The organism is Bradyrhizobium sp. SZCCHNS30572 (genome assembly GCF_032484415.1).
In the GTDB taxonomy this organism is placed as follows: Bacteria; Pseudomonadota; Alphaproteobacteria; order Rhizobiales; family Xanthobacteraceae; genus Bradyrhizobium.
Genome location: NZ_JAUESY010000001.1, coordinates 659,068 through 682,741, shown reverse-complemented (window position 1 = coordinate 682,741; position 23,674 = coordinate 659,068). Strand labels below are relative to the sequence as shown.

Annotated in this window: 20 protein-coding genes; 12 read left to right on the top strand and 8 right to left on the bottom strand. The window is 65.9% G+C overall.

Features of this window, described 5'->3' with window-relative positions:
* Window positions 1–6: 6 nt before the first annotated feature.
* Together QX048_RS03085 and mdoH are read left to right on the top strand one after the other, a co-directional pair.
* Window positions 7–1,512, top strand: a complete 1,506-nt coding sequence (locus QX048_RS03085) for a glucan biosynthesis protein G (protein WP_316167427.1) — start codon at window positions 7–9, stop codon at window positions 1,510–1,512.
* A complete protein-coding gene (gene mdoH, locus QX048_RS03080; RefSeq protein WP_316200702.1) occupies window positions 1,500–3,629 on the top strand; it encodes a glucans biosynthesis glucosyltransferase MdoH in 2,130 nt (709 codons plus the stop codon). Before QX048_RS03085 ends, mdoH begins: the two co-directional genes overlap by 13 nt.
* A gap of 18 nt (window positions 3,630–3,647) precedes the next feature.
* On the opposite strand, the gene QX048_RS03075 is transcribed toward mdoH, so the two are convergent.
* Complete coding sequence (locus QX048_RS03075; protein WP_315717320.1) at window positions 3,648–4,946, bottom strand: TadE/TadG family type IV pilus assembly protein; 1,299 nt, start codon at window positions 4,944–4,946, stop codon at window positions 3,648–3,650.
* A gap of 347 nt (window positions 4,947–5,293) precedes the next feature.
* Between QX048_RS03075 and QX048_RS03070 the strand changes: the two genes are divergently transcribed.
* The 3 genes from QX048_RS03070 (at window position 5,294) to QX048_RS03060 (ending at window position 7,540) form a co-directional block, all read left to right on the top strand.
* Complete coding sequence (locus QX048_RS03070; protein WP_315717321.1) at window positions 5,294–5,701, top strand: hypothetical protein; 408 nt, start codon at window positions 5,294–5,296, stop codon at window positions 5,699–5,701.
* A 110-nt stretch (window positions 5,702–5,811) separates the two neighbouring features.
* Window positions 5,812–6,987 (top strand): zinc-dependent alcohol dehydrogenase, encoded by a 1,176-nt coding sequence (locus tag QX048_RS03065; protein ID WP_315826998.1) that lies wholly within the window; start codon window positions 5,812–5,814, stop codon window positions 6,985–6,987.
* A gap of 13 nt (window positions 6,988–7,000) precedes the next feature.
* Window positions 7,001–7,540, top strand: a complete 540-nt coding sequence (locus QX048_RS03060; protein ID WP_315826999.1) for a hypothetical protein — start codon at window positions 7,001–7,003, stop codon at window positions 7,538–7,540.
* Window positions 7,541–7,565: 25 nt separating this feature from the next.
* Here the strand turns inward: QX048_RS03060 and QX048_RS03055 are convergent, their stop codons facing one another.
* Complete coding sequence (locus QX048_RS03055) at window positions 7,566–8,396, bottom strand: hypothetical protein (protein WP_315827000.1); 831 nt, start codon at window positions 8,394–8,396, stop codon at window positions 7,566–7,568.
* 367 nt (window positions 8,397–8,763) lie between these two features.
* On the opposite strand from QX048_RS03055, the gene pgm reads away from it, so the two are divergent.
* The 4 genes from pgm (at window position 8,764) to QX048_RS03035 (ending at window position 14,071) form a co-directional block, all read left to right on the top strand.
* On the top strand, window positions 8,764–10,404 hold the full coding sequence (pgm, locus tag QX048_RS03050; RefSeq protein ID WP_315717325.1) for a phosphoglucomutase (alpha-D-glucose-1,6-bisphosphate-dependent): 1,641 nt from the start codon (window positions 8,764–8,766) through the stop codon (window positions 10,402–10,404).
* Between the two features lie 232 nt (window positions 10,405–10,636).
* Window positions 10,637–11,872 carry a lytic murein transglycosylase gene (locus QX048_RS03045; RefSeq protein ID WP_315827133.1) on the top strand — a complete coding sequence of 412 codons (1,236 nt, stop codon included), beginning with the start codon at window positions 10,637–10,639 and terminating at the stop codon, window positions 11,870–11,872.
* Window positions 11,873–12,310: 438 nt separating this feature from the next.
* Window positions 12,311–12,814 carry a DUF1993 domain-containing protein gene (locus QX048_RS03040; RefSeq protein WP_315827001.1) on the top strand — a complete coding sequence of 168 codons (504 nt, stop codon included), beginning with the start codon at window positions 12,311–12,313 and terminating at the stop codon, window positions 12,812–12,814.
* 159 nt (window positions 12,815–12,973) lie between these two features.
* Window positions 12,974–14,071, top strand: a complete 1,098-nt coding sequence (locus tag QX048_RS03035; protein ID WP_315827002.1) for an alkene reductase — start codon at window positions 12,974–12,976, stop codon at window positions 14,069–14,071.
* Window positions 14,072–14,245: 174 nt separating this feature from the next.
* On the opposite strand, the gene QX048_RS03030 is transcribed toward QX048_RS03035, so the two are convergent.
* Entirely contained in the window at window positions 14,246–14,662 is a 417-nt protein-coding gene (locus tag QX048_RS03030; protein ID WP_315827134.1) for a hypothetical protein, read from the bottom strand.
* A gap of 516 nt (window positions 14,663–15,178) precedes the next feature.
* On the bottom strand, window positions 15,179–17,554 hold the full coding sequence (locus tag QX048_RS03025; protein WP_315827003.1) for a TonB-dependent receptor: 2,376 nt from the start codon (window positions 17,552–17,554) through the stop codon (window positions 15,179–15,181).
* A gap of 312 nt (window positions 17,555–17,866) precedes the next feature.
* On the opposite strand from QX048_RS03025, the gene QX048_RS03020 reads away from it, so the two are divergent.
* Window positions 17,867–18,502, top strand: a complete 636-nt coding sequence (locus QX048_RS03020) for a response regulator transcription factor (RefSeq protein WP_315827004.1) — start codon at window positions 17,867–17,869, stop codon at window positions 18,500–18,502.
* A gap of 126 nt (window positions 18,503–18,628) precedes the next feature.
* Here QX048_RS03020 and QX048_RS03015 read toward each other — a convergent pair whose 3' ends face one another.
* Window positions 18,629–18,985 carry an EF-hand domain-containing protein gene (locus tag QX048_RS03015; protein WP_315827135.1) on the bottom strand — a complete coding sequence of 119 codons (357 nt, stop codon included), beginning with the start codon at window positions 18,983–18,985 and terminating at the stop codon, window positions 18,629–18,631.
* Between the two features lie 957 nt (window positions 18,986–19,942).
* Here QX048_RS03015 and QX048_RS03010 point away from each other — a divergent pair.
* Complete coding sequence (locus QX048_RS03010; RefSeq protein WP_315827005.1) at window positions 19,943–20,785, top strand: hypothetical protein; 843 nt, start codon at window positions 19,943–19,945, stop codon at window positions 20,783–20,785.
* Window positions 20,786–20,834: 49 nt separating this feature from the next.
* Window positions 20,835–21,176, top strand: coding sequence for a hypothetical protein (locus tag QX048_RS03005; RefSeq protein ID WP_315717331.1), 342 nt, complete (start codon window positions 20,835–20,837; stop codon window positions 21,174–21,176).
* A gap of 43 nt (window positions 21,177–21,219) precedes the next feature.
* Here QX048_RS03005 and QX048_RS03000 read toward each other — a convergent pair whose 3' ends face one another.
* The 3 genes from QX048_RS03000 to exbB are packed head-to-tail and all read right to left on the bottom strand — an operon-like array spanning window position 21,220 to window position 23,342.
* Complete coding sequence (locus tag QX048_RS03000; RefSeq protein ID WP_315827006.1) at window positions 21,220–22,140, bottom strand: TonB family protein; 921 nt, start codon at window positions 22,138–22,140, stop codon at window positions 21,220–21,222.
* Window positions 22,137–22,562, bottom strand: a complete 426-nt coding sequence (exbD, locus tag QX048_RS02995; RefSeq protein WP_315738390.1) for a TonB system transport protein ExbD — start codon at window positions 22,560–22,562, stop codon at window positions 22,137–22,139. The genes QX048_RS03000 and exbD overlap by 4 nt, the downstream gene beginning before the upstream one ends.
* A gap of 3 nt (window positions 22,563–22,565) precedes the next feature.
* The gene (gene exbB, locus QX048_RS02990; RefSeq protein ID WP_315827007.1) at window positions 22,566–23,342 is read right to left on the bottom strand and encodes a tonB-system energizer ExbB; all 777 of its coding nucleotides are present in this window, start codon (window positions 23,340–23,342) and stop codon (window positions 22,566–22,568) included.
* Window positions 23,343–23,674: the final 332 nt, after the last annotated feature.

Below are 23,674 nucleotides of genomic sequence, written 5' to 3'. Positions count from 1 at the left end.
AATAAGTTGAATCGCCGTCAGTTCATTCAATCTGCGGCTGCGATCCCGGTCGCCGCATCCTTGACGCGGAGCGCATCAGCCGCGCCGCCTGCGGCGCAGCCGTTCAATGCGGCCTATGTGCGCGACCTCGCGCGCAATCTCGCCGCCAAGCCCTACGCTGCGCCGGATGACAAGCTGCCGGACGCGCTGGCGAAGCTGAACTACGACGCCTACCGCTCGATTCGGTTCTTGCCGGACCATGCGCTGTGGCGCAGTGAGAACCTGCCGTTCCAGGCGCAGTTCTTCCATCGCGGCTCGATCTACAAGGACCGGGTCGAGATCTATGAGGTTGCGGACGGCAAAGCCAGCCCCGTGGCCTATCGACCCGAGGACTTTGCATTCGGTCAGCAAGTCCCGGCCTTCCCGGCGGCCGATCTCGGCTTTGCCGGCTTCCGCGTCCACGCGCCGATGAACCGGCCGGACTACTACGACGAGGTCTGTGTGTTCCTCGGCGCGAGCTATTTTCGCGCCGTCGCCAAGGGTGAGATTTACGGACTGTCGGCGCGCGGGCTCTCGATCGACACCGGCGAGGCCAAGGGCGAGGAGTTTCCGGTGTTCAAGGCGTTCTGGCTGGAGAAGCCGACGCAAGGCGCCACCGCAATGGTGGTGCATGCGCTGCTCGACAGCAAGAGCGCGACGGGCTCCTACCGGTTCACGATCCGCCCTGGCGAGACCACCGTATTCGACGTCGAGGCATCGCTGTATCCGCGCGTCGAGATCGCTCACGCCGGACTGGCGCCGATGACCAGCATGTTCTTCTTCGGACCCAACGACCGCAACGACGTCGACGATTTCCGCCCCGCCGTGCACGATTCCGACGGGCTTGCGATGTTCAACGGCAAGGGCGAGCAGTTGTGGCGCCCCCTCAGCAATCCGCGCGACCTGCAGGTCAGCGTATTCAACGACCTCAATCCGCGCGGCTTCGGCCTGATGCAGCGGGAACGGACATACACCGCCTATCAGGATCTCGAATCGCATTTCGAACGGCGGCCGAGCCTGTGGATCGAGCCGATCGGCGACTGGGGTGACGGCGCGGTGGTGCTGTTCGAGATCCCCACCAACCAGGAAATCCACGACAACATCGCCGCCTTCTGGCGGCCGAAGACGCCGCTCGCGGCCAAGGGCGAGCACAACATGACCTATCGCCTGCACTGGGGGCCCGATGTGCCGAAGCCGAATACGCTGGCGCGCTTCACGCGCACTGGCGTGGCCACCCGCGGCGAAGGCCGGCTGTTCGTTCTCGAGCTCCAAGGCGACGCCTTGAAGAGCCTCGATCCGAACATCGTCAAGGGCGTGGTCAGCGCGGCGAAATCCGAGGTGACGAACATCGTCGCGCAGCCGAACCCGGAGACGCAAGGTTGGCGGCTCAGCTTCCAATGCGCGGTCGGCGATGCGCCGGTCGAGCTCAGGGCCGAACTGGTTGCCAACGACAAGCCCGTATCCGAAACCTGGGTCTATCGATGGACGCCATGACCGCAGCGCAGCCGCGTCCGACCTATGAGGCTAGCGACGCGAGCTTTCTCCCGGCCGAGGCGCCGCTCGCGATGGTGCCGTCGCCACTCAATCATGCCGCGCCCGGCCGACGTGCCATCACGAGCGGCGGCCGCATCGCATTCCGGCGCGCTCTCATCTTCGCCGGCACCGCGGCGCTGACGCTGGCGGGCTGCTACAAGATGTACGAGGTCGTCGAGGTCGGTGGCGTGACCGTGCTGGAAGGCATGGTACTCGTGCTGTTCTCGATCCTGCTCGCGTGGATCGCCTTTGCCTTCGTTTGCGCGCTGGCCGGCTTCTGCGCCCTGCTGGGGCGGCGGCGCGATACGATCGCGATCGACATCGACGGTCCCCTGCCCTCTTTGTCCGGCCGCACGGCCATGCTGCTGCCGACCTACAATGAGGATCCGGACGCGGTGATGGTGCGGCTGCGCGCCATGATCGAATCGGTCGCCGGGACGGGACAGGCCGAGCGCTTCGACTGGTTTCTGCTCAGCGACACCACCGATCCCGACATCTGGATCGGCGAAGAGGCTGCGTTCGTCGATCTGCGCCAATCCTGCGGCACAGATCGGGTGTTCTACCGCCACCGGGCCGACAATGTCGCCCGCAAGTCCGGCAACATCGCCGACTGGGTGCAGCGCTTCGGCGCGGCCTACGACTATATGATCATTCTTGATGCCGACAGCCTGATGAGCGGCGCGACCGTGGTCCGGCTGGCCCATGCCATGGAGAACGCGCCGCAGGCGGCGCTGATCCAGACCCTGCCCGTGATCGTCAACGGCACCAGCCTGTTCGCGCGGCTGCAGCAGTTCGCGAGCCGGCTGTACGGCCCGATGATCGCGGCCGGCAATGCGTGGTGGTACGGCGCGGAAGGCAATTACTGGGGCCACAATGCGATCATCCGGGTCGCGGCCTTCGCGCAAGACGCGGCGCTGCCCGAGCTCCCCGGGCGCAAGCCGTTCGGCGGACATATCCTGAGCCACGATTTCATCGAGGCCGCCCTGATGCGCCGCGCCGGCTGGGGAATCTACATGACGGTCGATCTCGACGGCAGCTTCGAGGAGGTGCCGCCGTCCCTGATCGATCATGCCGCGCGCGACCGGCGCTGGTGCCAGGGCAATCTGCAGCATCTCGCCGTGCTGCCGGCGCGCGGCCTGCACTGGGTGTCGCGGCTGCATCTGCTGATCGGCATCGGCGCCTATGTCACCGCGCCGTTGTGGTTTGCCTTTCTCGTGCTCGGCATCCTCATCTCGCTGCAGGCCAACTTCGTCAGGCCCGAATATTTCCCCAAGGGCTTTGCGCTGTTTCCGACCTGGCCGGCCCAGGACCCGGTGCTCGCCGCCCAGGTCTTCGCGGCGACGCTCGGCCTGCTCATGGTGCCGAAGCTGCTCGCCTGCCTCGTCACGTTGTTCACGCCGACGCGACGCCGAGGCTTTGGCGGCGGGTTGCGCCTCTGCGTCGCCGTGCTGGCGGAAACGCTGCTCGCGGCCCTGATCGCGCCTTCGATGATGATCTTCCAGTCGATCGCCGTGATCGAAATCCTGATGGGGCGCGACGCCGGCTGGCAGGTGCAGCGCCGCAGCGACGGCGGCGTGAGCCGGCAGGAGATCCTTCGCAAATTCGCGCTGCCGACGGTATGCGGCCTGGTCATGGCGGCGAGCGCCTATGCTGTCTCCGTCCCCCTGCTGGCCTGGATGTCGCCGGTCATCGCCGGCCTCGTGCTGTCGATTCCGATCGGTCTGCTCACGGGCGGCCGCAGCACCGGCGCGCGCCTGTTCACGACGCCCGAGGATCGCGCTCCGCCGCCGGTGCTGTTCCGCGCCAAGCAGCTCGCGGAGAATCTGCGGCCGGATCGCCGGGCGGCGCTGGTCGAACTGCACCAGAACGCCGGTCTCTGCCGCCAGCACGTTGCGTCCCTGCCGCCGCCTCGGCGTCGCGAGCCGGGCGACATCGACGTCGATCTCGCCACCGCCAAAGCGCGGATCGCGGGGGCCGGCTCGTTCACGCAGGCGATCCGCTTCCTGTCGCGCCGTGAGATCCTGGCCGTGCTCAGGGATGGCGCGACGCTGGAGCAGCTCGTCGCACTTCCCGCATGAGCGCCTGGACGACCTGCCCTATTTGGTCAGATGCGCCGATGCGATCGCCTGCTGGAACAGCGCGGTAAGCGCTGCGCCGATGCTGCCGCTCGAATCGACCTCGTAGTAGTAGCCCGGGCTGGCGCACGATTTCATGATGCCGCTGATCGAATCCCGCCATGGCGCGATATAGGTCGTGTACCAGCTGTTGTTGGTGATCGCGAGATAGGTGGTGTAGAGCACGGCGATCTTGATGCCACGAGCCTTCAACGCATCGCAGGTCGTCGTGTTCAGCGGCTCCTGACAGCGCCCACCGGAGAGCACGGTCTTGCTGCAGGTCGTCGGATAGGAGTAGTCGGCGACACCGTCGGAGACGAAGAACAGCCATTTCTGCGGGCTCGTCGACGAGCCGTCGCCCTGGGTCGGGATGACGCCGTTCATCGCGGACATCGCGCCGTCGAAATCGCTGCACATGTCGTTGTTGTAGCCGCTGTAGGGGATCGTCATCAGGTCGAGCGAACCGACCGACGATTTCACCGAGGACATGCTCGAGGACAGGCTGGCGATGGTCGTCAGGCCGAGCGAGCCGCAGTCGCTGCCCAGGCTGTAGACCGCCATGCGGTACTGGTTGCTGACGACCTGGCTGGCGGTCGCCGTGTCCGTGAGCGACTGCGTCGCGCTTCGGACGACGTCGATGCGCATCGTCACGCCCTTCTTCTTGGCGATGGAATAATAGCTGTTGGTCTGCAGCGTCTTCTTCGAGCTGGACGTATAGGTGTCGTGGCAGGCGAAGGCGCACTTGTCGGACGTCGCATTCTGCAGCGTCGTCATGTCGGCCGTGGTTGCGCCGAGACCCTGCGACGGCGAGTTGTCAAGCAGAACGTAAAAGTCCATGTAGGTCGGGAACGAGGCCGAAGCCGACGACGAGGCCGAGACCGTCATGGTCGGGTAGCCGAACATGTGCATGAAGGCCGTCTTGACCACGACGGTGGCGCTGCCGGTCACGGTCCGCGCGGTGACGCTATCGCTGATATCGATGTTCAGCGAGTCCGCCGCCAGATTGTGCGCCGACATCTGGCCGTTGAACATGTTGGTCGCCGCCGTCTTGGCGTCCGACGCGGCGCCACGCATGGCGGTGTAGCCGGTCGCGGCCAGCATCGCGGCGTCCATCGAAGCCGACAGCTTCGCCTTGGCGCGCACGGCCATCGAATAGTCGATCGCCGAGCCGACGAAGGCGAGGATCGGGAGCAAAGCAAGCGCGAAGATGATCGCGATGTTGCCGCTCTGGTCGCGACGGAACCGCGACAGCAGCCTGAGGTATCTATTTCCGGCCAGCACGGCCACACTCCAACGAACACGGTGATGTTGCCGGGAATGTTGCGGATCAAGCGTTGCATTGGAATTGATGGAATTGCCGAGAATTGGTTACGTTGCGTTTCCGATTGTCGTAAGCGGCCTTCCTGCGGTGCCGTTGCACCACTCGGAGCGACATGACCGCCATGCGGACGCTTTTTTTGGCGGGCCCCGGCATCGAATGCCGGACGGATCTCATCGGCCCGCCGCCCCTGATCGGCGCGGCACCCCTCCTCTGGTACCCCGATTGCAAAGCGGCGGCACCGATTGCATAGTCCGCGCGGTTTGCAGCGCCGGGGCGCGCTGATTCTCTGGGGGAGTTGGGGACGACGATGGCGGATGCCGATCTTGATGCCGTGATCCGGCAACTGGCCAAGCAGCAGAACAAGGCCATTCTGGCAGCGGCGAAGAAGCGCAAGGACCGCTTCAACGGCATGGCCGTCAAGGCCAAGGACAAGGACGCCAAGGAGCGCTTCAAGCTGCTCGCCCGCGAGGCGGTCGAGCAGGCCAATGCCGCCGCCCGACGGCTCCTGATCTCCGCCGACAACGTCGCCGACAGCTACGCCCGCGCGATGCGCCAGGCCGCCGCCGCGGAGCTGCCCAGGAAGCCGGAGACCAAGCAGCCGGAGAAGAAGGCCGACGGTGCGGCGGCCAAGCCGCAAGGCGGCAAACAGGCTGGCAAGGCTGCCAGGAGGGATCCTGCGAGGCCCGCGCCGAAGAAGGCCGCCCGGAAGGCCTGAGCCGGCCATCGAGCGCGGGACGCCGCGCCACTCCGGAAAATTCCGCGCTCGGTAGCAACCATCGCCGCGCCCTTCGACTTGCCTCCGCAACATTCTGTCCGGAGGACCGTATGAAGGCGCTGGTTTGGCATGGCAAAGAGGACATTCGCTGCGACACCGTCAGCGATCCCGAGATCGAGCATGACCGGGATACCATCATCAAGGTGACGAGTTGCGCGATCTGCGGCTCCGACCTGCATCTGTTCCACAACTACATCCCGGCGATGATGCCCGGCGATATCATGGGCCACGAGACCATGGGCGAGGTCGTCGAGGTCGGTTCCGGCGTCAACGGCAAGCTCAAGAAGGGCGACCGCATCGTCGTGCCCTTCACCATCATCTGCGGCGAATGCGAGCAGTGCCGGCGCGGCAATTTCTCGGTTTGTGAGACCACCAACCGCAACAAACATCTTGCCGAGAAGGTGTTCGGACACACCACCGCGGGCCTGTTCGGCTACACGCATCTCACCGGCGGCTATCCGGGAGGCCAGGCCGAATACCTGCGCGTGCCGTTCGCCGACGCCACGCACATCAAGGTTCCCGACGGCATGACGGACGAGCAGGCGCTGTTTCTCAGCGACATCTTCCCGACCGGATGGCAGGCGGCCGCGCAATGCGACATCGAGCCGGACGATACGGTCGCTGTGTGGGGCTGCGGCCCGGTGGGACAGATGGCGATCCGCAGCGCCATCCTGCTCGGCGCCTCCCAGGTGATTGCGATCGACCGCATTCCGGAGCGGCTGGCGATGGCCGAGGCCGGCGGCGCCATCCCCCTCAATTTCGACAAGGAGAGCGTGGTCGGGCGGCTGAACGAGCTGACCGACAACAAGGGCCCGGAGAAGTGCATCGATTGCGTCGGCTTCGAGAGCCACGTCACCCTTGCGCAGCCCGACAGCGTGATCGATCGCGCCAAGCAGATGTTCATGCTTGAGAACGACCGGCCGCACGTGCTGCGCGAGATCATCTATGTCTGCCGTCCCGGCGGCATCGTCTCGATCCCCGGCGTCTACAGCGGGCTGTCCGACATGGTGCCAATGGGCGCGCTGATGAACAAGGGCCTGACGATCCGCACCGGCCAGACCCACGTCAACCGCTGGACGGACGACCTCGTGCAGCGCATCGAGGATGGCCAGATCGACCCGTCCTTCGTCATCACCCACACCGTGCCGCTCGCGCAGGGACCTGAGATGTACCGCGCCTTCCGCGACAAGCAGGACAGCTGCGTCAAGGTCGTGCTGAAGCCATAAGGGATCGCATCGCATGTTTCATTTCTCGAATCTCGTGAGATCCAAGGGCGACCCCAAGATCATCTCGACCGGCCCCAGCTCGCTGACGCCGGCCGATCGTCTGGCCCGCGGGCTCGGCTGGTTCAGCATCGTGCTCGGCACGCTGGAGCTGCTGGCGCCGCACCGCGTCACGCATGCGCTCGGCATGGAGGGCCGCGAGGGACTGGTGCGGGCCTATGGCGTGCGCGAGCTGTTCGCCGGCGTGCTCACGCTGTCGGTGGAGAAGCGGGCCGGCCTGCTGAGCCGCGTCGCCGGCGACGGGCTGGACATGCTGACGCTGGCCGGTGAGCTCAGGCCGAGCAATCCGCGCGCGGGCAGCGTGCTGGCGGCGCTGGTCATGGTCGGAGGCATCACGGCGCTGGACTACATGTGCGCCCAGGACGTCAAGAGGCAGCACGATCCGCGACGCGGCCGCAAGCGCCTCTATAGCGACCGCAGCGGCTTTCCCAGGGGAATCGCGGCCGTGAAGGGCGCGGCGCTGCCGCGGCCGTCGCGCAGCGCCGCCGCGACCTAGCCGGCCTGTGACAAGCGTCCTGAAGCTACGGCTTCAGGACGACAGAGAACAGGCGAAAGCCCGCGACCTTCGGAAACGCCTCCGCGGCCTCCGGCGAGACCAGGGCCACCACGGCCGCGCTCACCTCGCCATTGTTCAACCGGGTGATCGCGGTGGCCTGCCCTTCCAGCAGCAGCACCTCCGTCGCACCGGCCGCATTCATGGCCGCGGTGATCTTCGCGTTGGACTTGGCGTAGCGCTCGTCGATCGCGATCACCTTGCCGCTGAGATCGCCCAATCCGCGCACGGTGGGACGCGCCAGCAGCACCGCGACGAGATGACTGTCGGCGGGCCCCTCTGGGACACGCAGCGCGGTCATCCGCTCGGCCAGCTCGGCCGCCACCGTCACCGCAGCCACCATGACGTCGCTCTGGACCTTGGCCGGATTCGGCATATCCGTCGTGACGGAGGGGGTCTTGATCACCGGCGCGGGCGCGCCGTCAGCCGGCGCGACCGGATCGGGCCGCGGCGTGCGCGCCGGTGCCGCGAGCGGCTTTTCGATCGGTTTGTCAATCGCCTTTTCAATCGGCTTTTCAATCGTCTTGGCGGTGACGATTGGCGACTTGACCCGGCGCTTTGCGGCGCGGGCGTGCTTGTGCTGCAGAGCCGCGCGGCGCGCGACCGCGGCTGCAGGCTTGTGGATCGTGTCGGCAGGCTCCAATGATTGCAGCGACTGGTCGGCGACGGGACCGTCCACGCAGGGCCTTCCGCTCAGATCGACGCACGGCGAGGCCACCTGCGGCGTCACCTGGTGGCTGCAGCCGGCCAGGGCCAAGGTTGAAACGACGGCCAACGCGCCGAGACAAAGCGCTCTCACTTTTCCGCTCCTGACGACTCTCCCGCGCACGAGACGCGCCTCTGCTCCGGCCTGCTATTTCAACGGCCATCCGTTAAACTCAGGCTTAAGCGCCGGTCCCGGCACGCGGACTCAGTGAGGCGTGGTTAATGTCGCGCGCACAAGGCGGCGACATTGGCCGGCCTCGACCGCGAGAACCCGGCATTCCCTCAGCGGATATCAAATAGGCTTCACGCCGCCGCGGGGGGCGTGCACGAATTCCGTTGATCGGATCACCGCGCGCCGCCATGTTGCGGCAGGTTCGTCGCGGCGCCCCGCGTTCCCTGCGCCCGCCGCGGCGGAACGAAGCGCCGCCGCAGATGTTTCTCGAACTTGCGAAGGATGCTCCATGGCCAAGACAGACCCCGCAGCCGGCAAGCCGATCGCCAATGCCGCGCTCGCCAACATTCCGCGGCTGATCACGGCCTATTATGCGCTGAAGCCCGACCCGCACGAGCCGACCCAGCGCGTCGCTTTCGGCACGTCGGGGCATCGCGGCTCGTCGTTGAAGACCGGCTTCAACGAGAACCACATTCTCGCCACCAGCCAGGCGCTCTGCGACTACCGCCGCCAGCAGGGCCTCGACGGCCCCCTCTTCGTCGGCATCGACACCCACGCGCTGGCCGAGCCGGCGCTTGCCAGCGCGCTCGAAGTGTTCGGCGCCAATGGCGTCGAGGTGATGGTCGACAAGGACGGCGGCTACACACCGACGCCGGTGATCTCGCACGCCATCATCTCCTACAACAAGGGCCGCACGGCGCATCTCGCCGACGGCGTCGTCATCACGCCGTCGCACAATCCGCCGGAGGATGGCGGCTACAAATACAATCCGCCGCACGGCGGCCCCGCCGACACGGACGCGACGGCCGAGATCGAGCGGCAGGCCAATGTGTATCTGGCCAACGACCTCGATGGCGTATCGCGCATCAGCTACAGCCAGGCCAAGCAGCGCGGCTCGTTGCACGCTTACGACTACATCACGCCCTACGTCGCCGATCTCGCCAACACCGTCGATCTCGACGCCGTCAAGGCGGCCGGGATCAAGATCGGCATCGATCCGCTCGGCGGCGCGGCGATTGCCTACTGGGCGCCGATCATCGAGCGCTACGGTCTCAACGCTGAAATCGTCAACGACGTCGTCGATCCCACCTTCCGCTTCATGACCGCGGACTGGGACGGCAAGATCCGCATGGACTGCTCCTCGCCCTACGCGATGGCGAGCCTGATCGGCATGCGCGAGCGCTTCGACGTCGCGTTTGCCAACGACACCGACGCCGACCGCCATGGTATCGTCACCCGCTCGGGCGGGCTGATGAATCCCAACCACTATCTGGCGACGGCGATCTCCTACCTGTTCGCTCACCGGCCCGGTTGGCGAAGCGATGCCGCGATCGGCAAGACCATCGTGTCGAGCTCGATGATCGACCGCGTCGCGCGCAAGCTCGGCCGCAAGCTCGTCGAAACCCCCGTCGGCTTCAAATGGTTCGTCGAGGGCCTCGGCTCCGGCAGCTTCGGCTTCGCCGGCGAGGAGAGCGCAGGCGCCTCGTTTTTGAAGCGCGACGGCACGGTGTGGACCACCGACAAGGACGGCCTGATCCTCGGGCTGCTCGCGGCCGAGATCATGGCCAGGCGCGGCCGTGACCCGAGCGAGCTCTACAAGGAGCTGACGGCCGAGCTCGGCGCGCCGGTCTATGAGCGCATCGACGTGCCGGCGAGCCCGCCGGCAAAGGCGGCGCTGAAGGCGCTGACGCCGGAAATGCTGAACCTGAAGGAGCTCGCCGGCGATCCCGTTCGCATGGTGCATACGAAGGCTCCGGGCAACGGCCAGTCGTTCGGCGGCATCAAGGTCGAGACCGACTACGGCTGGTTCGCGGCGCGACCCTCCGGCACCGAGGACGTCAACAAGCTCTATGCCGAGAGTTTTCGCGACGCCGAGCATCTCAAGCGGATCCAGAGCGAGGCCCAGGCGGCGCTGGCGAAGGTGGGATGAAAGGGCGAGTAGCGAATAGGGCGTAGCGAATAGGGTTCTCGCCGTTTCCCATTCGCCATTCGCTATTCGCCCCTGCCCCCTTCCCTCCCGCCCCCCGCATCGGATATCGATGGCTGGACAACGACCTGACAGCCATCGGTGAGACCGGATGCGAAGCTCTTCGACTGCCTTGCGCGTCACCTTCAGCGCGCTCGCAACCTCGTTCATGCTGGTTGTCAGCGCCGCGGCGCAAATGGCGCCGGAGGCGGCCGCACCACGTCCGAAGCCGGCGCCATCGATGCGCGCCGCGGCCTGCCATAACGGCCAGAGCTTCGACCGGTTTCTCGCCGAGCTGAAGCAACGCGCCATTGCCGAAGGCGTGTCGCAGCGCGCGATCGCGGCCGCCTCGCCGTACCTCACCTACAACCAGGGCATCGTCAATCGCGACCGCGGCCAGCGCGTGTTCGGTCAACTGTTCACCGAGTTCGCCGGCCGGATGGCCGCGCCCTACCGGATGCAGAACGGCCAGCAGCACATCCGGATGCATGCGGCAGCGTTCGCGCGCGCTGAGAAGGAGTATGGCGTGCCCCCGGCGGTCATCGCCGCGTTCTGGGGCCTGGAGAGCGATTTCGGCGCCAACATGGGCAATTTGCCGGTGCTGCCGTCGCTGGTGTCGCTGGCCTATGATTGCCGCCGCAGCGAGCGCTTCCAGAATGAGACCATCGCCGCGCTGAAGGTCATCGACCGCGGCGATCTCGCGCCGGAGGAGATGATCGGCTCCTGGGCCGGCGAGCTCGGTCAGACGCAGTTCCTGCCGACCCACTACGTCACCTATGCCGTCGACTATGACGGCGATGGCCGCCGCGACCTCCTGCGCAGCGCGCCCGACGTGATCGGCTCGACCGCGAACTACATCGCGACCGGACTGAAATGGCGCCGCGGCGAGCCGTGGCTGGAGGAGATCCGCGTGCCCCAGGCGTTTCCGTGGGAGCAGGCCGATCTCACCGTCAAGGCGCCGCGCAGCAAATGGGCCGGCCTCGGCGTGACCTATGCCGACGGCCGGCCGCTGCCGAACGATGCGCTCGAAGCCTCGGTGCTGCTGCCGATGGGCCGCAACGGCCCGGCGTTCCTGGCCTATGCCAATTTCGCCGCCTACACCGAGTGGAACAATTCGCTGATCTATTCGACCACCGCCGCCTATCTCGCCACCCGCATCGCCGGCGCGGCGCCGATGCGCAAAGCCAGCGGCCCGGTCGCGCAACTGCCGTTCAACGAGATCAAGGAGCTGCAGCAACTCCTGGTAAAGGCCGGCTTCGACGTCGGCAAGGTCGATGGCGTGCTGGGGCAGCAGAGCCGCATCGCGGTCAAAACGATGCAGGTGCGGCTCGGGCTGCCGGCCGATTCCTGGCCAACGGCGGAACTGCTCGTACGCATGCGCGGCACGCCGCGGGCGCAGGCGGCGCCGGCTTCAGCGACAGCGACACGGTAGGTGAGCCGACATCATCGCGCGGCGCTCCTCGTCTCTCAATTGCAGATGACTTATTGTCCGACTTCATGCGACCGTGTCGTCCGCTCTTCGCTATTCCAATTTATCACCTCGGAATTGGACGGCCAGATGATCGCTCAGGACAAAAGCGCGAGCAGACGGGCAATTGAAGCCCGATTTGGCTTGTAGCGCCGATCTTCATCCTGCCCCTGTTCGGCCACCCAGGCTCGTCGTTCTCCACGACCTCGATCCGGCATTTCGGCCACGGCTTGGGGAAATCCTCCAGGGGACGCGTCCACAATCGCCGTGACCTCAGCGTGAACGACTGGAATGCACGGCGACCGCAAAAACCAGAAAGATGCAGTTGCATTCTCTTGGACGCCGCCCCATCTCCGAGGGCGCGCGCTTTCGTCGCGACGTCTCCTGCCAAAAGAGAGCATCATGTCCTTTTACGATTCGACCGTGCCGGCCTACCTCCAGATCCTCGGCAGCCTGTCCGGCCTGCTCAGCAAGGCCGAGGCCCATTGCGAAGCCAAAAAGATCGCCCCCGAGGTGCTGCTCGGCGCACGGCTGTATCCGGACATGCTGCCGCTCTCCAAGCAGATCCAGCTCGCCTGCGACTTCGCCGCCAAGGGCTGCGCGCGGCTTTCCCATAGCGAGGTCCCGAGCACGCCCGACACCGAGACGACGTTCGCCGAGCTTCGCCAGCGGCTTGCCAGAACCATCGATTACCTGAAGACGTTCCAGCCGGCGCAGTTCGAAGGGGCCGATAGCCGCGACGTCACCTTTCCAAGCGGGCCCAACACCACGCTGACCCTGAAGGGGCACGACTTCGTCAACCGCGTCTCGTTTCCGAACTTCTATTTCCACGCCGCGATCGCCCACGGCATCCTCCGCCACAACGGCGTCGAAATCGGCAAGCGGGACTTCCTGGGCGTCGCCTGATCCCTTTCGTCTATTGCAACAGGCTATCCAACGGATGGCCTGTTGCGGCCGCTCCATCGCGCGGCACGTCTGCGCCGGACGGATACCTCGCGGCATTGCGCTGTTCGCGGCAATGCACAACTCACCATGACCCCCCTCCCCTCTCCTGGAAAGATCCCGATGAGTGCATCCAAACTGTTCGCGCCATATCAGCTCGGTCCGGTCACCCTCGCCAATCGCGTCGTGATGGCGCCGTTGACCCGCAACCGCGCGGTGGACGGCCTCGCGCCGGGTCCGCTGACGGCCGAATATTACAGCCAGCGCGCCTCCGCCGGCCTCCTGATCTCCGAGGCCAGCCAGGTCTCGCAGCAGGGCCAGGGCTACCAGGACACGCCTGGCATCTATTCCAAGGAGCAGATCGCCGGCTGGCGCAAGGTGACCGACGCGGTGCATGCCAAGGGCGGGCGCATCTTCATCCAGCTCTGGCATGTCGGCCGTATCTCCCATGTCTCGCTGCAGCCGAATGGCGGTGCGCCGGTCGCGCCCTCGGCGATCGCGGCCAAGACCAAGACCTTCGTCGGCGGCGCGTTCACCGACGTCTCGACGCCACGTGCGCTCGAGCTCGCGGAAATTCCCGGCATCGTCGCGGCGTTCAAGCAGGCCGCGCTGAATGCGATCGAGGCCGGCTTCGACGGCGTCGAGATCCATGGCGCCAACGGCTATCTGCTCGACCAGTTCGCCAAGGACGGCGCCAACAAGCGCACCGACGCCTATGGCGGGTCGATCGAGAACCGCGCAAAGCTGATGCTCGAGGTTGCCAAGGCCGTGTCGGAGGCGGTCGGCGCCGACAGGACCGGCATTCGGTTATCTCCGGTGACGCCGGCCAACGACATCTCGGATTCCAATCCGCAGGCGCTGTTCGACTACATCGTCGACCGGCTCGCGGCGCTGAATCTGGTCTACATCCACGTGATCGAGGGGGCGACCGGCGGCCCGCGCGACGTTGCGCCGTTCGACTACGCGTCGCTGCGCAAGCGCTTCAAGGGCACCTACATCGCCAACAACGGCTATGACCTCGCGCTCGCGAACAAACAGCTCGATGCCAACGCGGCCGACCTGATCGCCTTCGGCCGGCCGTTCATCGCCAACCCGGATCTGGTCGAGCGGCTCAAGGTCAGCGCGCCGCTCAACGAGCTCGACCGCGCCACCCTCTATGGCGGCGGCGAGAAGGGCTACACCGACTATCCGACGCTGAAGGCGGCGCAAGCGGCGGAGTAGTCGCCATCACGTAGGGTTGGCAAAGCAGCCGCCCGCAGGGCGGCCGCGTGCCCACCATGCCTCCGCGAGAGCGGAGGGAGCGGTGGGCACGGCGCACGAGAGGCCGCGCCTGTCGCAACATCTCGCTTCGCGCCTTTGCCCACCCTGCGCTTCTGCGATCCGGCACATCCCCACCTACATCATGCTGCCGGGCAGGAAGCACCGCACATCGATGCGCAGGCCCGTATTCAGCTCGCGATAATACACGGGCCATACCATCGTCCGGCCGGCGCGATTGGGCTCGGTCACCACGGCCTCTTCCGGAACGACCCACCATTGGCCTTCAATGCGAACACGGTAGCGGCCATCCTTCGTGTCCCAATCCGTGTCCGAGAGCGCGGTGCCATCCGCATCCGAGCAGCACGGCCCCTTGCCCGAACGCAAACTCTCGAACCAGCCCTTGAGCGGAGAATTGGCGTAACGCCCATCGAGATCGCGCGCCGCCGCATCGCCAAGCAGCAGAGAATGCGCCCCCAGACTGCCAGCGAGAAGCACGACAGAGATTGTCGCTCGCACCCACGGAGGCACGTGGGGCCGGTGAACGGCATCCATCGATGACGTGATGATCGATACAAGGCTTGAAGATCTACGGCTCATATGCGCCACCTCGCTGCTCGATACGATGCGCAATAGCTGGTCGGGTTCTGTGGCGGAAGTTCGTAGTTGGCGGAAACCGGCAGCAACTAATCGCGATGCTTCGTAAATTCCACAAGCGCGCAGCGATCTCGTTCACGAGGTCAGCGGGATAATTGCCCAAAATCCATCGTGAGCAGACTCATCGACGATTCATACCGGCTGCGTAGGGTAGGCAAAGCAGCTGCCCGCAGGGCGGTCACGTGCCCGCCGTGCATCCGCGCAAGCGGAAGGAATGGTGGGCACGGCGCGCGGTGGAGTTGAGCTCGTGACATGCAGTATCGCACACGCGCCTTTGCCCACCCTACGGCAGCGGAGACACGTCACGCTTTTAGTCAAGCAACAAGAAGGCCGGGATTTCTCCCGGCCTTCCTGCCACGGTGGGGGCTGCCGTGGCGCGGCGCGGATGCGCCTATGGTCGTCAGGATGCGAAGCTCAGAACTTCGCCCGGATGCCGGCATAGGCCGCGAGCGGCATCCCCGGAACCATGCTGCGCGGATCGTTCAGCGCGAACGCCGTTCCGCCACCGGCGGTGTTGAAGCCTGCGGGGTCGAACACGGTACCTGCCGAGTAATAGCGCTGATTGAACAGGTTCTGGATCAGGCCGAACAGCTCGACGTTGTTGGTCACCTGATAAGATGTGTTGACGTTGACGACCCAATAGGCCGGGACCTTCGGGTAGACGTTGGTGTCGTCGTGCAGCAGGTACTGGCTGCCGACATAGTTGACGCTGGCACCGACCTTCCAGGCGTCGGTCACGGCATATTCTGCGCCGAGCTTCAGGCGGTGCGCCGGAATGCCGGGAATGTGGTTTCCGGAGACGACGCCGACCGGCACCCGGAGGAACGGATCGTTGACGTCGAAGGCGCTGCGGAAGGTGGCGTCGATGAAGGTGTAGTTGGCGTAGGCGGTCCACCGGTTCCAGGCCAGGTCGAGCTTGGCCTCGACACCCTGGCGCAGCGTGGTGCCGGCGTTCTTGAAATAGCCGCGCACCGGGTTGGCCGGGTCGACGACTTGGATGATGTCGTCGGAATTCTCGGTGCGAAACAGGCTGAGGCCCCAGCGCAGCCGCCAGCCGTCATCGACCGCCGCCGATTTGATCGGGGCCTTGCGGTAGGCCGGAAGATCGGCGGCGTAGGCCGAACGGCCACCGGAAATCTCGCCGCGCAGGCCGCCTTCGACGGTGCGCGACACCACCTGCTTGAGCGGCGGATCGGCGATCAGGAAATTGTCGATCAGGCAGGGATTGGCCGGATCGGAGCAGCCGAGCTCGAGCGGCGTCGGCGCGCGGTTGGCTTCGGAGTATCCGGCATAGGCGGTCATGTCAGGCGTGATCTTGTAGGTCAGGCCGACCACCGGGTTGAAGCGCTGAAAGTTGTTGTTGCTGTTCAGGAGTGGCGCGAAGCCGGTCTGGTCGCGCAGATTGATCTGCGCCCAGTTGAAGCGACCGCCGGCCGTCAAGGCGAGCTGCGAGGTAATGTCGAAGGTGTTGGTCGCGTAGACGCCGAGATAGGTGTTCTTGGCATTCAGGTTGACCGGGGCAAGGCCCGCGTTGGGCTGGTCGATGTAGACGCCGAGGCCGGTGACGAACAGGTTGTTGTCGATGGTGCCGAGCTCGGATGTGGCCTGGAAGTTGGTATTGCCGTGATCGACGCTGGCGCCGACGACGAAATGGTTGTCATGGCCGAAGAGCTGCGTCGTTGAGGTCGCCTGCAGCGAGCCGCCATAGCTGTCGGTCTTGACGGTATTGCGGTCGATCTGGCCGAGCGCCGCATCGGCGGCCAGCGTGTTGGCGGTTGGGCCGTTGCGGTTGATGTCCCACGGGGTCCCCGCGGCGTCCTCAAGGACGAACACGCCGCCCCCGTCCCGCACTTCGGTGCTATTGCCATCGACGCGCGCGGATTTGTAGTTGCGGTAATAGCCGTTGGCCTGGATCGACAGCGTGTCGGTCGGCGTCCACTTTGCGCTCGCCTGCACCATCTGCATCTGCAGATGCAGCGACTGGGGCCAGGTATAGACGCTGGACCAGCGCTGGTTCAGCATCTCGATCGGTGTCGCGGCGACCGAGCCGAGCTTGTTGTCGGCACCGGTGAAGGAGAGATGGAATTCGGTGTTGTCGCCGCGCGCGCCGAAATCGGCATACATGCGCCGGATCTGCGAGGCCGACGAGTAGTCGCGCCAGCCGCGGTCATAGGCGCCTTCCGCCGCGATATAGGCCGAGTAGGTGCCGTTGTTCCAGCCGTATTGAGCGCCCGACTGGATCCGGCCGAACGAGCCGCCGAACAACTGCGCTTCCCCGCCCTGGTAGTTGAAGCCGTTCTTCATCTCGATCGACAGCGCACCGCCGGTGGCGTTGAGGCCGAACAGCGGATTGTTCGGCATCAGGGTCATGCGTGCGATCGCCATTTCCGGGATCAGGTCCCAGTTCACGACGTCGCCGAAGGCCTCATTGATGCGGGTGCCGTTCTGGTAGACGGCGATGCCCTGCGGCGTCCCGAGCACCGGCGAGGCAGTCTGACCGCGATAATTCAAGTCGCGCTGGAACGCGTTCCCGGTCTGGTCGCTGAGGGAGACCCCGGGCACCGATTGCAGGATGCTGTCGAGCAGCGTCGGCGCGCGGCTGTGGTCGAGCTCCCGCGCCCCGATGGTTTCGACATTGGAAGGAATCTTGTCCTTCGCGATCTCGCTGCCCTGAACGGGCGAGACGCCGACCACCTCGATGGTCTGCAGGGTTTGCTGCGCGAACGCAGCCGCGGGCAGCAACGCACAGGTCGCGAGAAGCGCGCTCTTCAGCGCCGACAGTCTGGTCAAGACGTCCCCCAGTTTCTTGTCGACCGGATCCGGCAACAGCCCACGCCCCTGAGCCTTTACCCGCACCAGAACTGGCCGATTTACCCGTTTACGAACGTTAACATTCGTAAACAGCCCTCCAGTTCGTCGCAACGGGCAATATTCTTCGGCCCCTAGGGACAATCTTCCCGGATCCGGAAAGTGGCGATCGATTCGCCGAGCTATCTCCCAGCCTCGGCCGCACTGTTGCACCCGATCCTGGTTTGCAAGGGAACTCACATGGTAGAGGAAGCATCGGCGCCGTCGGCGCCATAAGGGCAAGACCTTCATCGGATGTATCGCGTTCTGCTCGTCGATGACCACCCGGTCGTGATCACGGCCTGCCGCTGGCTGCTGAACGAAGCCGGGATCCGCGCGCTGTCCGAGGCACACGATGCCGACAGCGGGTACCAAGCCTATGTCCGTGACCGGCCGGATGTCGCGATCGTCGATCTGCGCCTGCCCGGGCAGGAGCTCGGCGGCATCAATCTGATCGAACGCATGCGGTCGCACGATCCCCGCGCCCGGATCCTGGTCTTCAGCATGCATGCCGATCCGCGCATCGTCCGCTCGGCGATCGACGCCGGCGCCAGCGGCTATCTGCTGAAGGACGCGCCGCCGCACGAGCTGCCCAAGGCGTTGGAGCAGGTTCGAGCCGGCGGCACCTATCTCGATCCGCAGCTCGCCACCCGCATCGCCCTGCTCCGCGCCAACCCGGACGGCATGGCGGCCCCTGCGCTGACCCCGCGCGAGCGCCAGGCCCTTGCGCTGCTGGCCCAGGCGAAATCCTATCAGGCGATCGCCGACCATCTCGGCATCAGCTACAAGACCGTCATCAACCTGACCTACCGGCTGCGTCAGAAGCTCGGGGCCCGCAGCCTCCCCGACCTGGTTCGTCTCGCAGTGGAAATGTCCCGCCCAAGCATGTGAGGGCCAATCGCCTTCCTGCCGGCGCGCCACGAGCATCCGCCTGAAAGACGAGGGCCTGCGACGGTCTCCCGTCACAGGCCCTCGAGCTCATGTCTATGTCGCGTCGGTCCAGTGCGGACCGATGTCTCACTTCAGCAGCTTGGCCACCGACTTCAGCTCTTTCGAGTCGAGCGTGCCGTCACCGTCCGGATCAGCCGCCTTGAAGCGGCCTTCCACCAGCGCGAGATACTCGTCCTTGGTCAGCGTGCCGTCCTTGTCGGGATCAGCGGCCTTGAGATCCTTGGCCGAAACGCGGCCGCGCAGCTCCTTGGCGTCGAGCGTGCCGTCGTGGTCGCGATCGAGACGATCGAACAGAGCGCCGGCGGCGGTGCGGACCTCGTTCATGTCGGCGGTGCCGTCCTTGTCGGGGTCGATCGAGGTCAGCAGCTTGGAAGGGGCCGGTGCACTGACAGCGATCGTCGACGTGCCGACGATCGCGGCCATGCCGACGGCAGCGGCCGTCATCATCAGTTTCCAATTCATCGAATTGATCCTTTGTCTCCGCCGTCCAAGGGGCGGCGATGAAGGGCACGAAAACAACGTATGCGAGCGTCGGCGGTTTCACCGGCAACGCGCCATACATCGCTTTGACCTATGGGAGGCCTTGTCATTTCGCAAGTGCAAGAACGCGACGCCCGGGAAATTCCCGCAAGAGCGTCGGGACTAGAACCTCGGTCCGTGCAGAAAATATCTCCCCGGACGGTCACGACGCGGACCGCTATCGTGGTCGAAGACACCTCCTCCTGCCTCGGCCTGGGCATTGGCGACGTGGCGTCCGCGCTTCGCGACATGCCTTGCGGTTCTGGCACCGCTCCCCGATGACCCCTGTCGGACTTGCCCAACCTGACCTCTCTTGCCGGCCTGGGTTTGATTCCACCAGGCTTCCAGCTGGTCCCGCAGCGGCTCCTCCGCGAAGGCGCGTCCATCCGGCAGCAGCGTGGACAGAAGCAGTGTGAGCACCAGTCCAAGCCGCATCGGCCGAGCGGACAAGCGGCGACGATGACCGGGTGTGTGAAGCACGGGCGTGTCCATTCTCTGGCTGATCCGGCGATCAGCAATGCATGCTGCAACACATGTTTTCCTCGCTCTATGACCTCAATGTGTTTGCAGCACGCCACATTCATCACCGCGTTGAGATTCACTCGCGAAATGGCCGCCATATTGTCCCGGTCAAAATGTCCCGTTCGACTTGCCAAAACATCCCTATTCCTCGTCGAAACAGCAAGGGCCGGAGCAATTGCGGCATTCGACGACTGATCGTTTCCCGATCGCGTCATCTTTCAGCCGACAGGCCCGCATGTTTTCGCCCCGCCGACTCGTTAGCTCATCAGTTGAAGGGAGCGCGGGGACATGCAGCCGAACGGCATCGCCAGGAGTACAAAAAGACGATCGCGATTGTACATGGCTGCCGGTGCTCTCGTGCTCGCGCCGTTCGGTGCAGCGGCAGAGGAGATCCAGGGCAATGACCCCGCCTCGCCCGGACATTTCCAGGTCGAACAGCGCTTCGGCTATCTGACAACCTTCAATCCGCAACAGAACGGCGGACGCCGCGTGCCGCAGCGTGCGGTCACCGGCGAGACCGAGATCGGCTACTCGCCGACCGAATGGTACGAGATCGCGTTGACCTCGCCCTACGCCTTTGCCCGCACCAATGTGCCGATGGCGCTGGGCAACGTGATGGACAATGGCGTGCCCGGCTATTCATTCCAGTCCGGCGGCGTCACCATTCGCCAGACCTTCATCCAGGGCGACCGGCTCGAGCGCACCGTCTTCCTCGGCCTGGTGTCACGCACCATCCTGGCGCCGCAGGGCGGCCTGACGCCGGACCTGTGGGTCGCCAACAAGGCCGGCGCCGGCCAGCCCGGCGCGCCGCGCTTCGTGCAGGAGGCGACGCCGCGGGTGGCGCAGATGTTCACGCCAATCATCGGCGTCAACCTGCCCAACGACTATCAGCTCATCTTCAACGCCAACATGACCTTCGGCATCGACGGCGCCGGCTCGGCCTTCGAGCCCTCGGTGCGCTTCGTCAAGCGATTGAGCGACCGCTGGACCGTCGGCATCGAGCATTTCTCCAATCTCGGACCGTTCGGCTACGTCCTGCCCTGGAATCAGCAGATGCAGACGCTCTATGCCGTCGCCGACACCCGCTTCAAGGGCTTCGAGTTCAGCTTCGGCGTCGGCTATGGCCTGACCAACGCCTCGCGCGGCCTCGCGATCAAGACCAGCATCGGCAAGGATTTCTGACCCCGCGCGCCCTCATCCCATGACCAATCATAAGAAAAGGACACTCGTCATGCGTCGCCTCGTCACCGCCTGCGCGCTTCTCATGCTGGCCGGCTCCGCCGCGTCCGCCGAGGACGGCCCGCGCTTCCTCAACCGCACCGGCCAGACCATCGTGAAAATGTACCTGGCGGCCGCCGGCACCAAAACCTGGGGCGCCGACCAGTGCAAGAACGACGACGAGGGCGAGGTCGACCACAATGAGCGCATGACGCTGGTCGGCGTGAAGTCCGGCCGCTACGACATCAAGCTGTCCGAAAAGGGCGGCCGCACCTGCGTCGCCAAGAACATCGAACTCAAGGAAGGCGCGCAGTTCGTCGTGCGCGATACGGATCTGACCGAGTGCAGCAAATAAGTGGCACGCGGCGGCCCCGATATCGCCCTGGATGGCGCCGCGCTCAGCGCGGCCTCAGATGGAGGGGGACCGTGCGCGAGACCTGCGCCTGAGCCATCGCCGGCGGAAAGCGCGGGAACGGCGCGGCGCGTTCGATGATGCCCATCGCCGCGCGGTCCAGCGCCGGCGAGCCCGAGCTTCCAGCGAGCCGCCGCGACAGCAGCCGGCCGTTACGATCGATCACGACGTTCAGCATGACGGTGCCGCTCGCGCCATTGCCGTCGGAGGGATAGGCCGCGGCGCGGCGGATCTGCGCCACCACCTCGGCGTTCCAACTGGCCTGGCCCTCGCGCGCCCCGACGCTGTCCTCGCCGGGATTGGGCGCCGACGCGACACGTGAAGGCCGGGCCGCCGGCGCCGCAGCCGGCTTCGGCGGTGCGGGCTTCCTCTCGGCCCTCTCCTTCGTTTCCTTCTTCTCCACCGGCTTGCGCTCGACACGCTCGGGCACGGGAACGGGCTTCGGCTCCGGCAGTTTCGCCTCGATCGGTTTCGGTGGTGGCGGCGGCGGCAAGACGACATCGTCTGCACGCGGCGGCTCGGGCGCGAGGGCGACCTGTGGCGCGGGCTCCGGCGAGGGAACGACATCCGGCACCGGCTCCGGCTCGGAGGGAGCCGGGACAGGCTCAGCGACGGCCTCGCGCGCGACCAGGTCGTCCTTCACCGGCTCATCCTTTGGCGGCTCCACCGGCGGCGGCTCGGACGCCGGCGCATCCTGCGCCGTCGGCGCCGGCTCGCTCACCACCGCCGGGGTGAACACGACGTCGAAGGCCGGCGCCTGGGCACGCCCCTGCGGCGCGGGACGCAGCAGCAGATAGCCGACGGCGAGCCCGACGTGCAGCCCGCCCACCACCAGCGCGGCGATGGTCCACAGCGTCCGCTCCCGGCGCTGCTCGTGTTCGAACGGATCGAGCGTCAGAACACTCACTGCGCGCCCCGGTCTTCCAGGGCAACGAGCGCGACCTTGGTGTAGCCGGCGCGGCGCAACGTGTTCATCAGCGCCATCACCTCGCCATAGGGCAGCGTCTGATCGGCGCGCAGCAGCACGCGCTGCTCGTGATCGGACTTGGTGGCGGCATCGAGCGAAGCGGCGATGTCGGCCTGCGCCACGCTCTGGTCGCCAACGGCGAGCGAGCGGTCGGCCTTGAAGGTGACGAAGACCGGCGTCTCCGCGCGCGGCTGCGGCTCGGCCGAGATCGCCGGCAGGTTGACCGGGACGTCGACCGTGGCGAGCGGTGCCGCCACCATGAAGATGATCAGGAGCACCAGCATGACGTCGATGAACGGCGTCACGTTGATGTCGTGCGTCTCCTCGAACTCGTCGGGGCGCCGGGCAAGCTTGACGGCCATGGCTCACTCCGCCGGATTGGCGATCGACAGCAGCGGCGCGTCGACCGCGCGGATGGCGCTGCGCCGCACCTCTGTGGGCCCCGCGTGCTGCCGGTCGAGATCACGGCTGAGCAGGCGCATGACCGCCACCGATGCATCGGCGATGACGGCGCGATAGCCGCCGGTGGCACGCGCGAACAGGTTGTAGATCACGACCGCGGGAATCGCCGCGGCGAGGCCGAAGGCGGTGGCGAGCAGCGCCTCCGCGATGCCCGGCGCCACCACCGCGAGGTTGGTCGTATGCGCATGCGAGATGCCGATGAAGCTGTTCATGATGCCCCAGACCGTGCCGAACAGGCCGACGAACGGCCCGACCGCGCCGACCGTGGCGAGAATGCCGATGCCGCGGCCGATGCGCGCCACCGCCGCCGCCTCGATCCGCTCGAACTGCCAGGAGACACGCTCCTTGATGCCATCGGCGGGGAGGCCACGCGACTTGTCGATTTCGTCATCGGCGACGGCCAGCAGCCGTCCGACCACACCGTCGTCGGCGGAAATGCGTCCCGTCGCATCCGACAGCGCGCGCGCGGCCATCGCGATGCCGAGCGCGCTGCGCGAGGTGCGCAGCGCCGCGCGGAGCTGGATCGTCTTCACCACCAGAACGGTCCAGGTTGCGACTGAAGCCAGCGCCAGCCCGATCATCACCGACTTCACGACGATGTCGGCCTGCATGAACATGGTCCAGGGCGACAACGCCTCCGGCAGCGTGCTCGCGATATTGGCGATGTGCGCCTGATCCATGGCCGTACTCCCTCGGGGGCCCCGTGGTTGGTGATCACGATCCCGGCGTGGATCGCATGGGGCCATGCCGGATCGTGTCGAGGCCTTGTTGTTTCGCGTCGTTGGGGCAAAGTCACGGCGAAGATCGCGACAATCCCGATCGTCAAAGAGTGCCGCCTGTCCTCACCGGCTTCAAGGCACTTGCTGCGTGGAAGTTGTCCCAGGCGACCCGGGAATAATTCCCGAATGGAACGGGAAGCCCCTCGCCTCTGGGCCAAAAGAAAAGGCCGGGATTGCTCCCGGCCTTCGTGATGGGATCGCCCGGTCGAGCCGGGCGATGACTTCAGAGCGTT

Bases quoted from the DNA above. Each gene is read 5' to 3' on its own strand.
- mdoH (WP_316200702.1), top strand. From the start codon at position 1,500: ATGGACGCCATGACCGCAGCGCAGCCGCGTCCGACCTATGAGGCTAGC.
- QX048_RS03070 (WP_315717321.1), top strand. From the start codon at position 5,294: ATGGCGGATGCCGATCTTGATGCCGTGATCCGGCAACTGGCCAAGCAG.
- QX048_RS03065 (WP_315826998.1), top strand. From the start codon at position 5,812: ATGAAGGCGCTGGTTTGGCATGGCAAAGAGGACATTCGCTGCGACACC.
- QX048_RS03060 (WP_315826999.1), top strand. From the start codon at position 7,001: ATGTTTCATTTCTCGAATCTCGTGAGATCCAAGGGCGACCCCAAGATC.
- pgm (WP_315717325.1), top strand. From the start codon at position 8,764: ATGGCCAAGACAGACCCCGCAGCCGGCAAGCCGATCGCCAATGCCGCG.
- QX048_RS03045 (WP_315827133.1), top strand. From the start codon at position 10,637: ATGGCGCCGGAGGCGGCCGCACCACGTCCGAAGCCGGCGCCATCGATG.
- QX048_RS03040 (WP_315827001.1), top strand. From the start codon at position 12,311: ATGTCCTTTTACGATTCGACCGTGCCGGCCTACCTCCAGATCCTCGGC.
- QX048_RS03035 (WP_315827002.1), top strand. From the start codon at position 12,974: ATGAGTGCATCCAAACTGTTCGCGCCATATCAGCTCGGTCCGGTCACC.
- QX048_RS03030 (WP_315827134.1), bottom strand. From the start codon at position 14,662: ATGGATGCCGTTCACCGGCCCCACGTGCCTCCGTGGGTGCGAGCGACA.
- QX048_RS03020 (WP_315827004.1), top strand. From the start codon at position 17,867: ATGTATCGCGTTCTGCTCGTCGATGACCACCCGGTCGTGATCACGGCC.
- QX048_RS03015 (WP_315827135.1), bottom strand. From the start codon at position 18,985: ATGGCCGCGATCGTCGGCACGTCGACGATCGCTGTCAGTGCACCGGCC.
- QX048_RS03010 (WP_315827005.1), top strand. From the start codon at position 19,943: ATGGCTGCCGGTGCTCTCGTGCTCGCGCCGTTCGGTGCAGCGGCAGAG.
- QX048_RS03005 (WP_315717331.1), top strand. From the start codon at position 20,835: ATGCGTCGCCTCGTCACCGCCTGCGCGCTTCTCATGCTGGCCGGCTCC.
- exbD (WP_315738390.1), bottom strand. From the start codon at position 22,562: ATGGCCGTCAAGCTTGCCCGGCGCCCCGACGAGTTCGAGGAGACGCAC.
- exbB (WP_315827007.1), bottom strand. From the start codon at position 23,342: ATGGATCAGGCGCACATCGCCAATATCGCGAGCACGCTGCCGGAGGCG.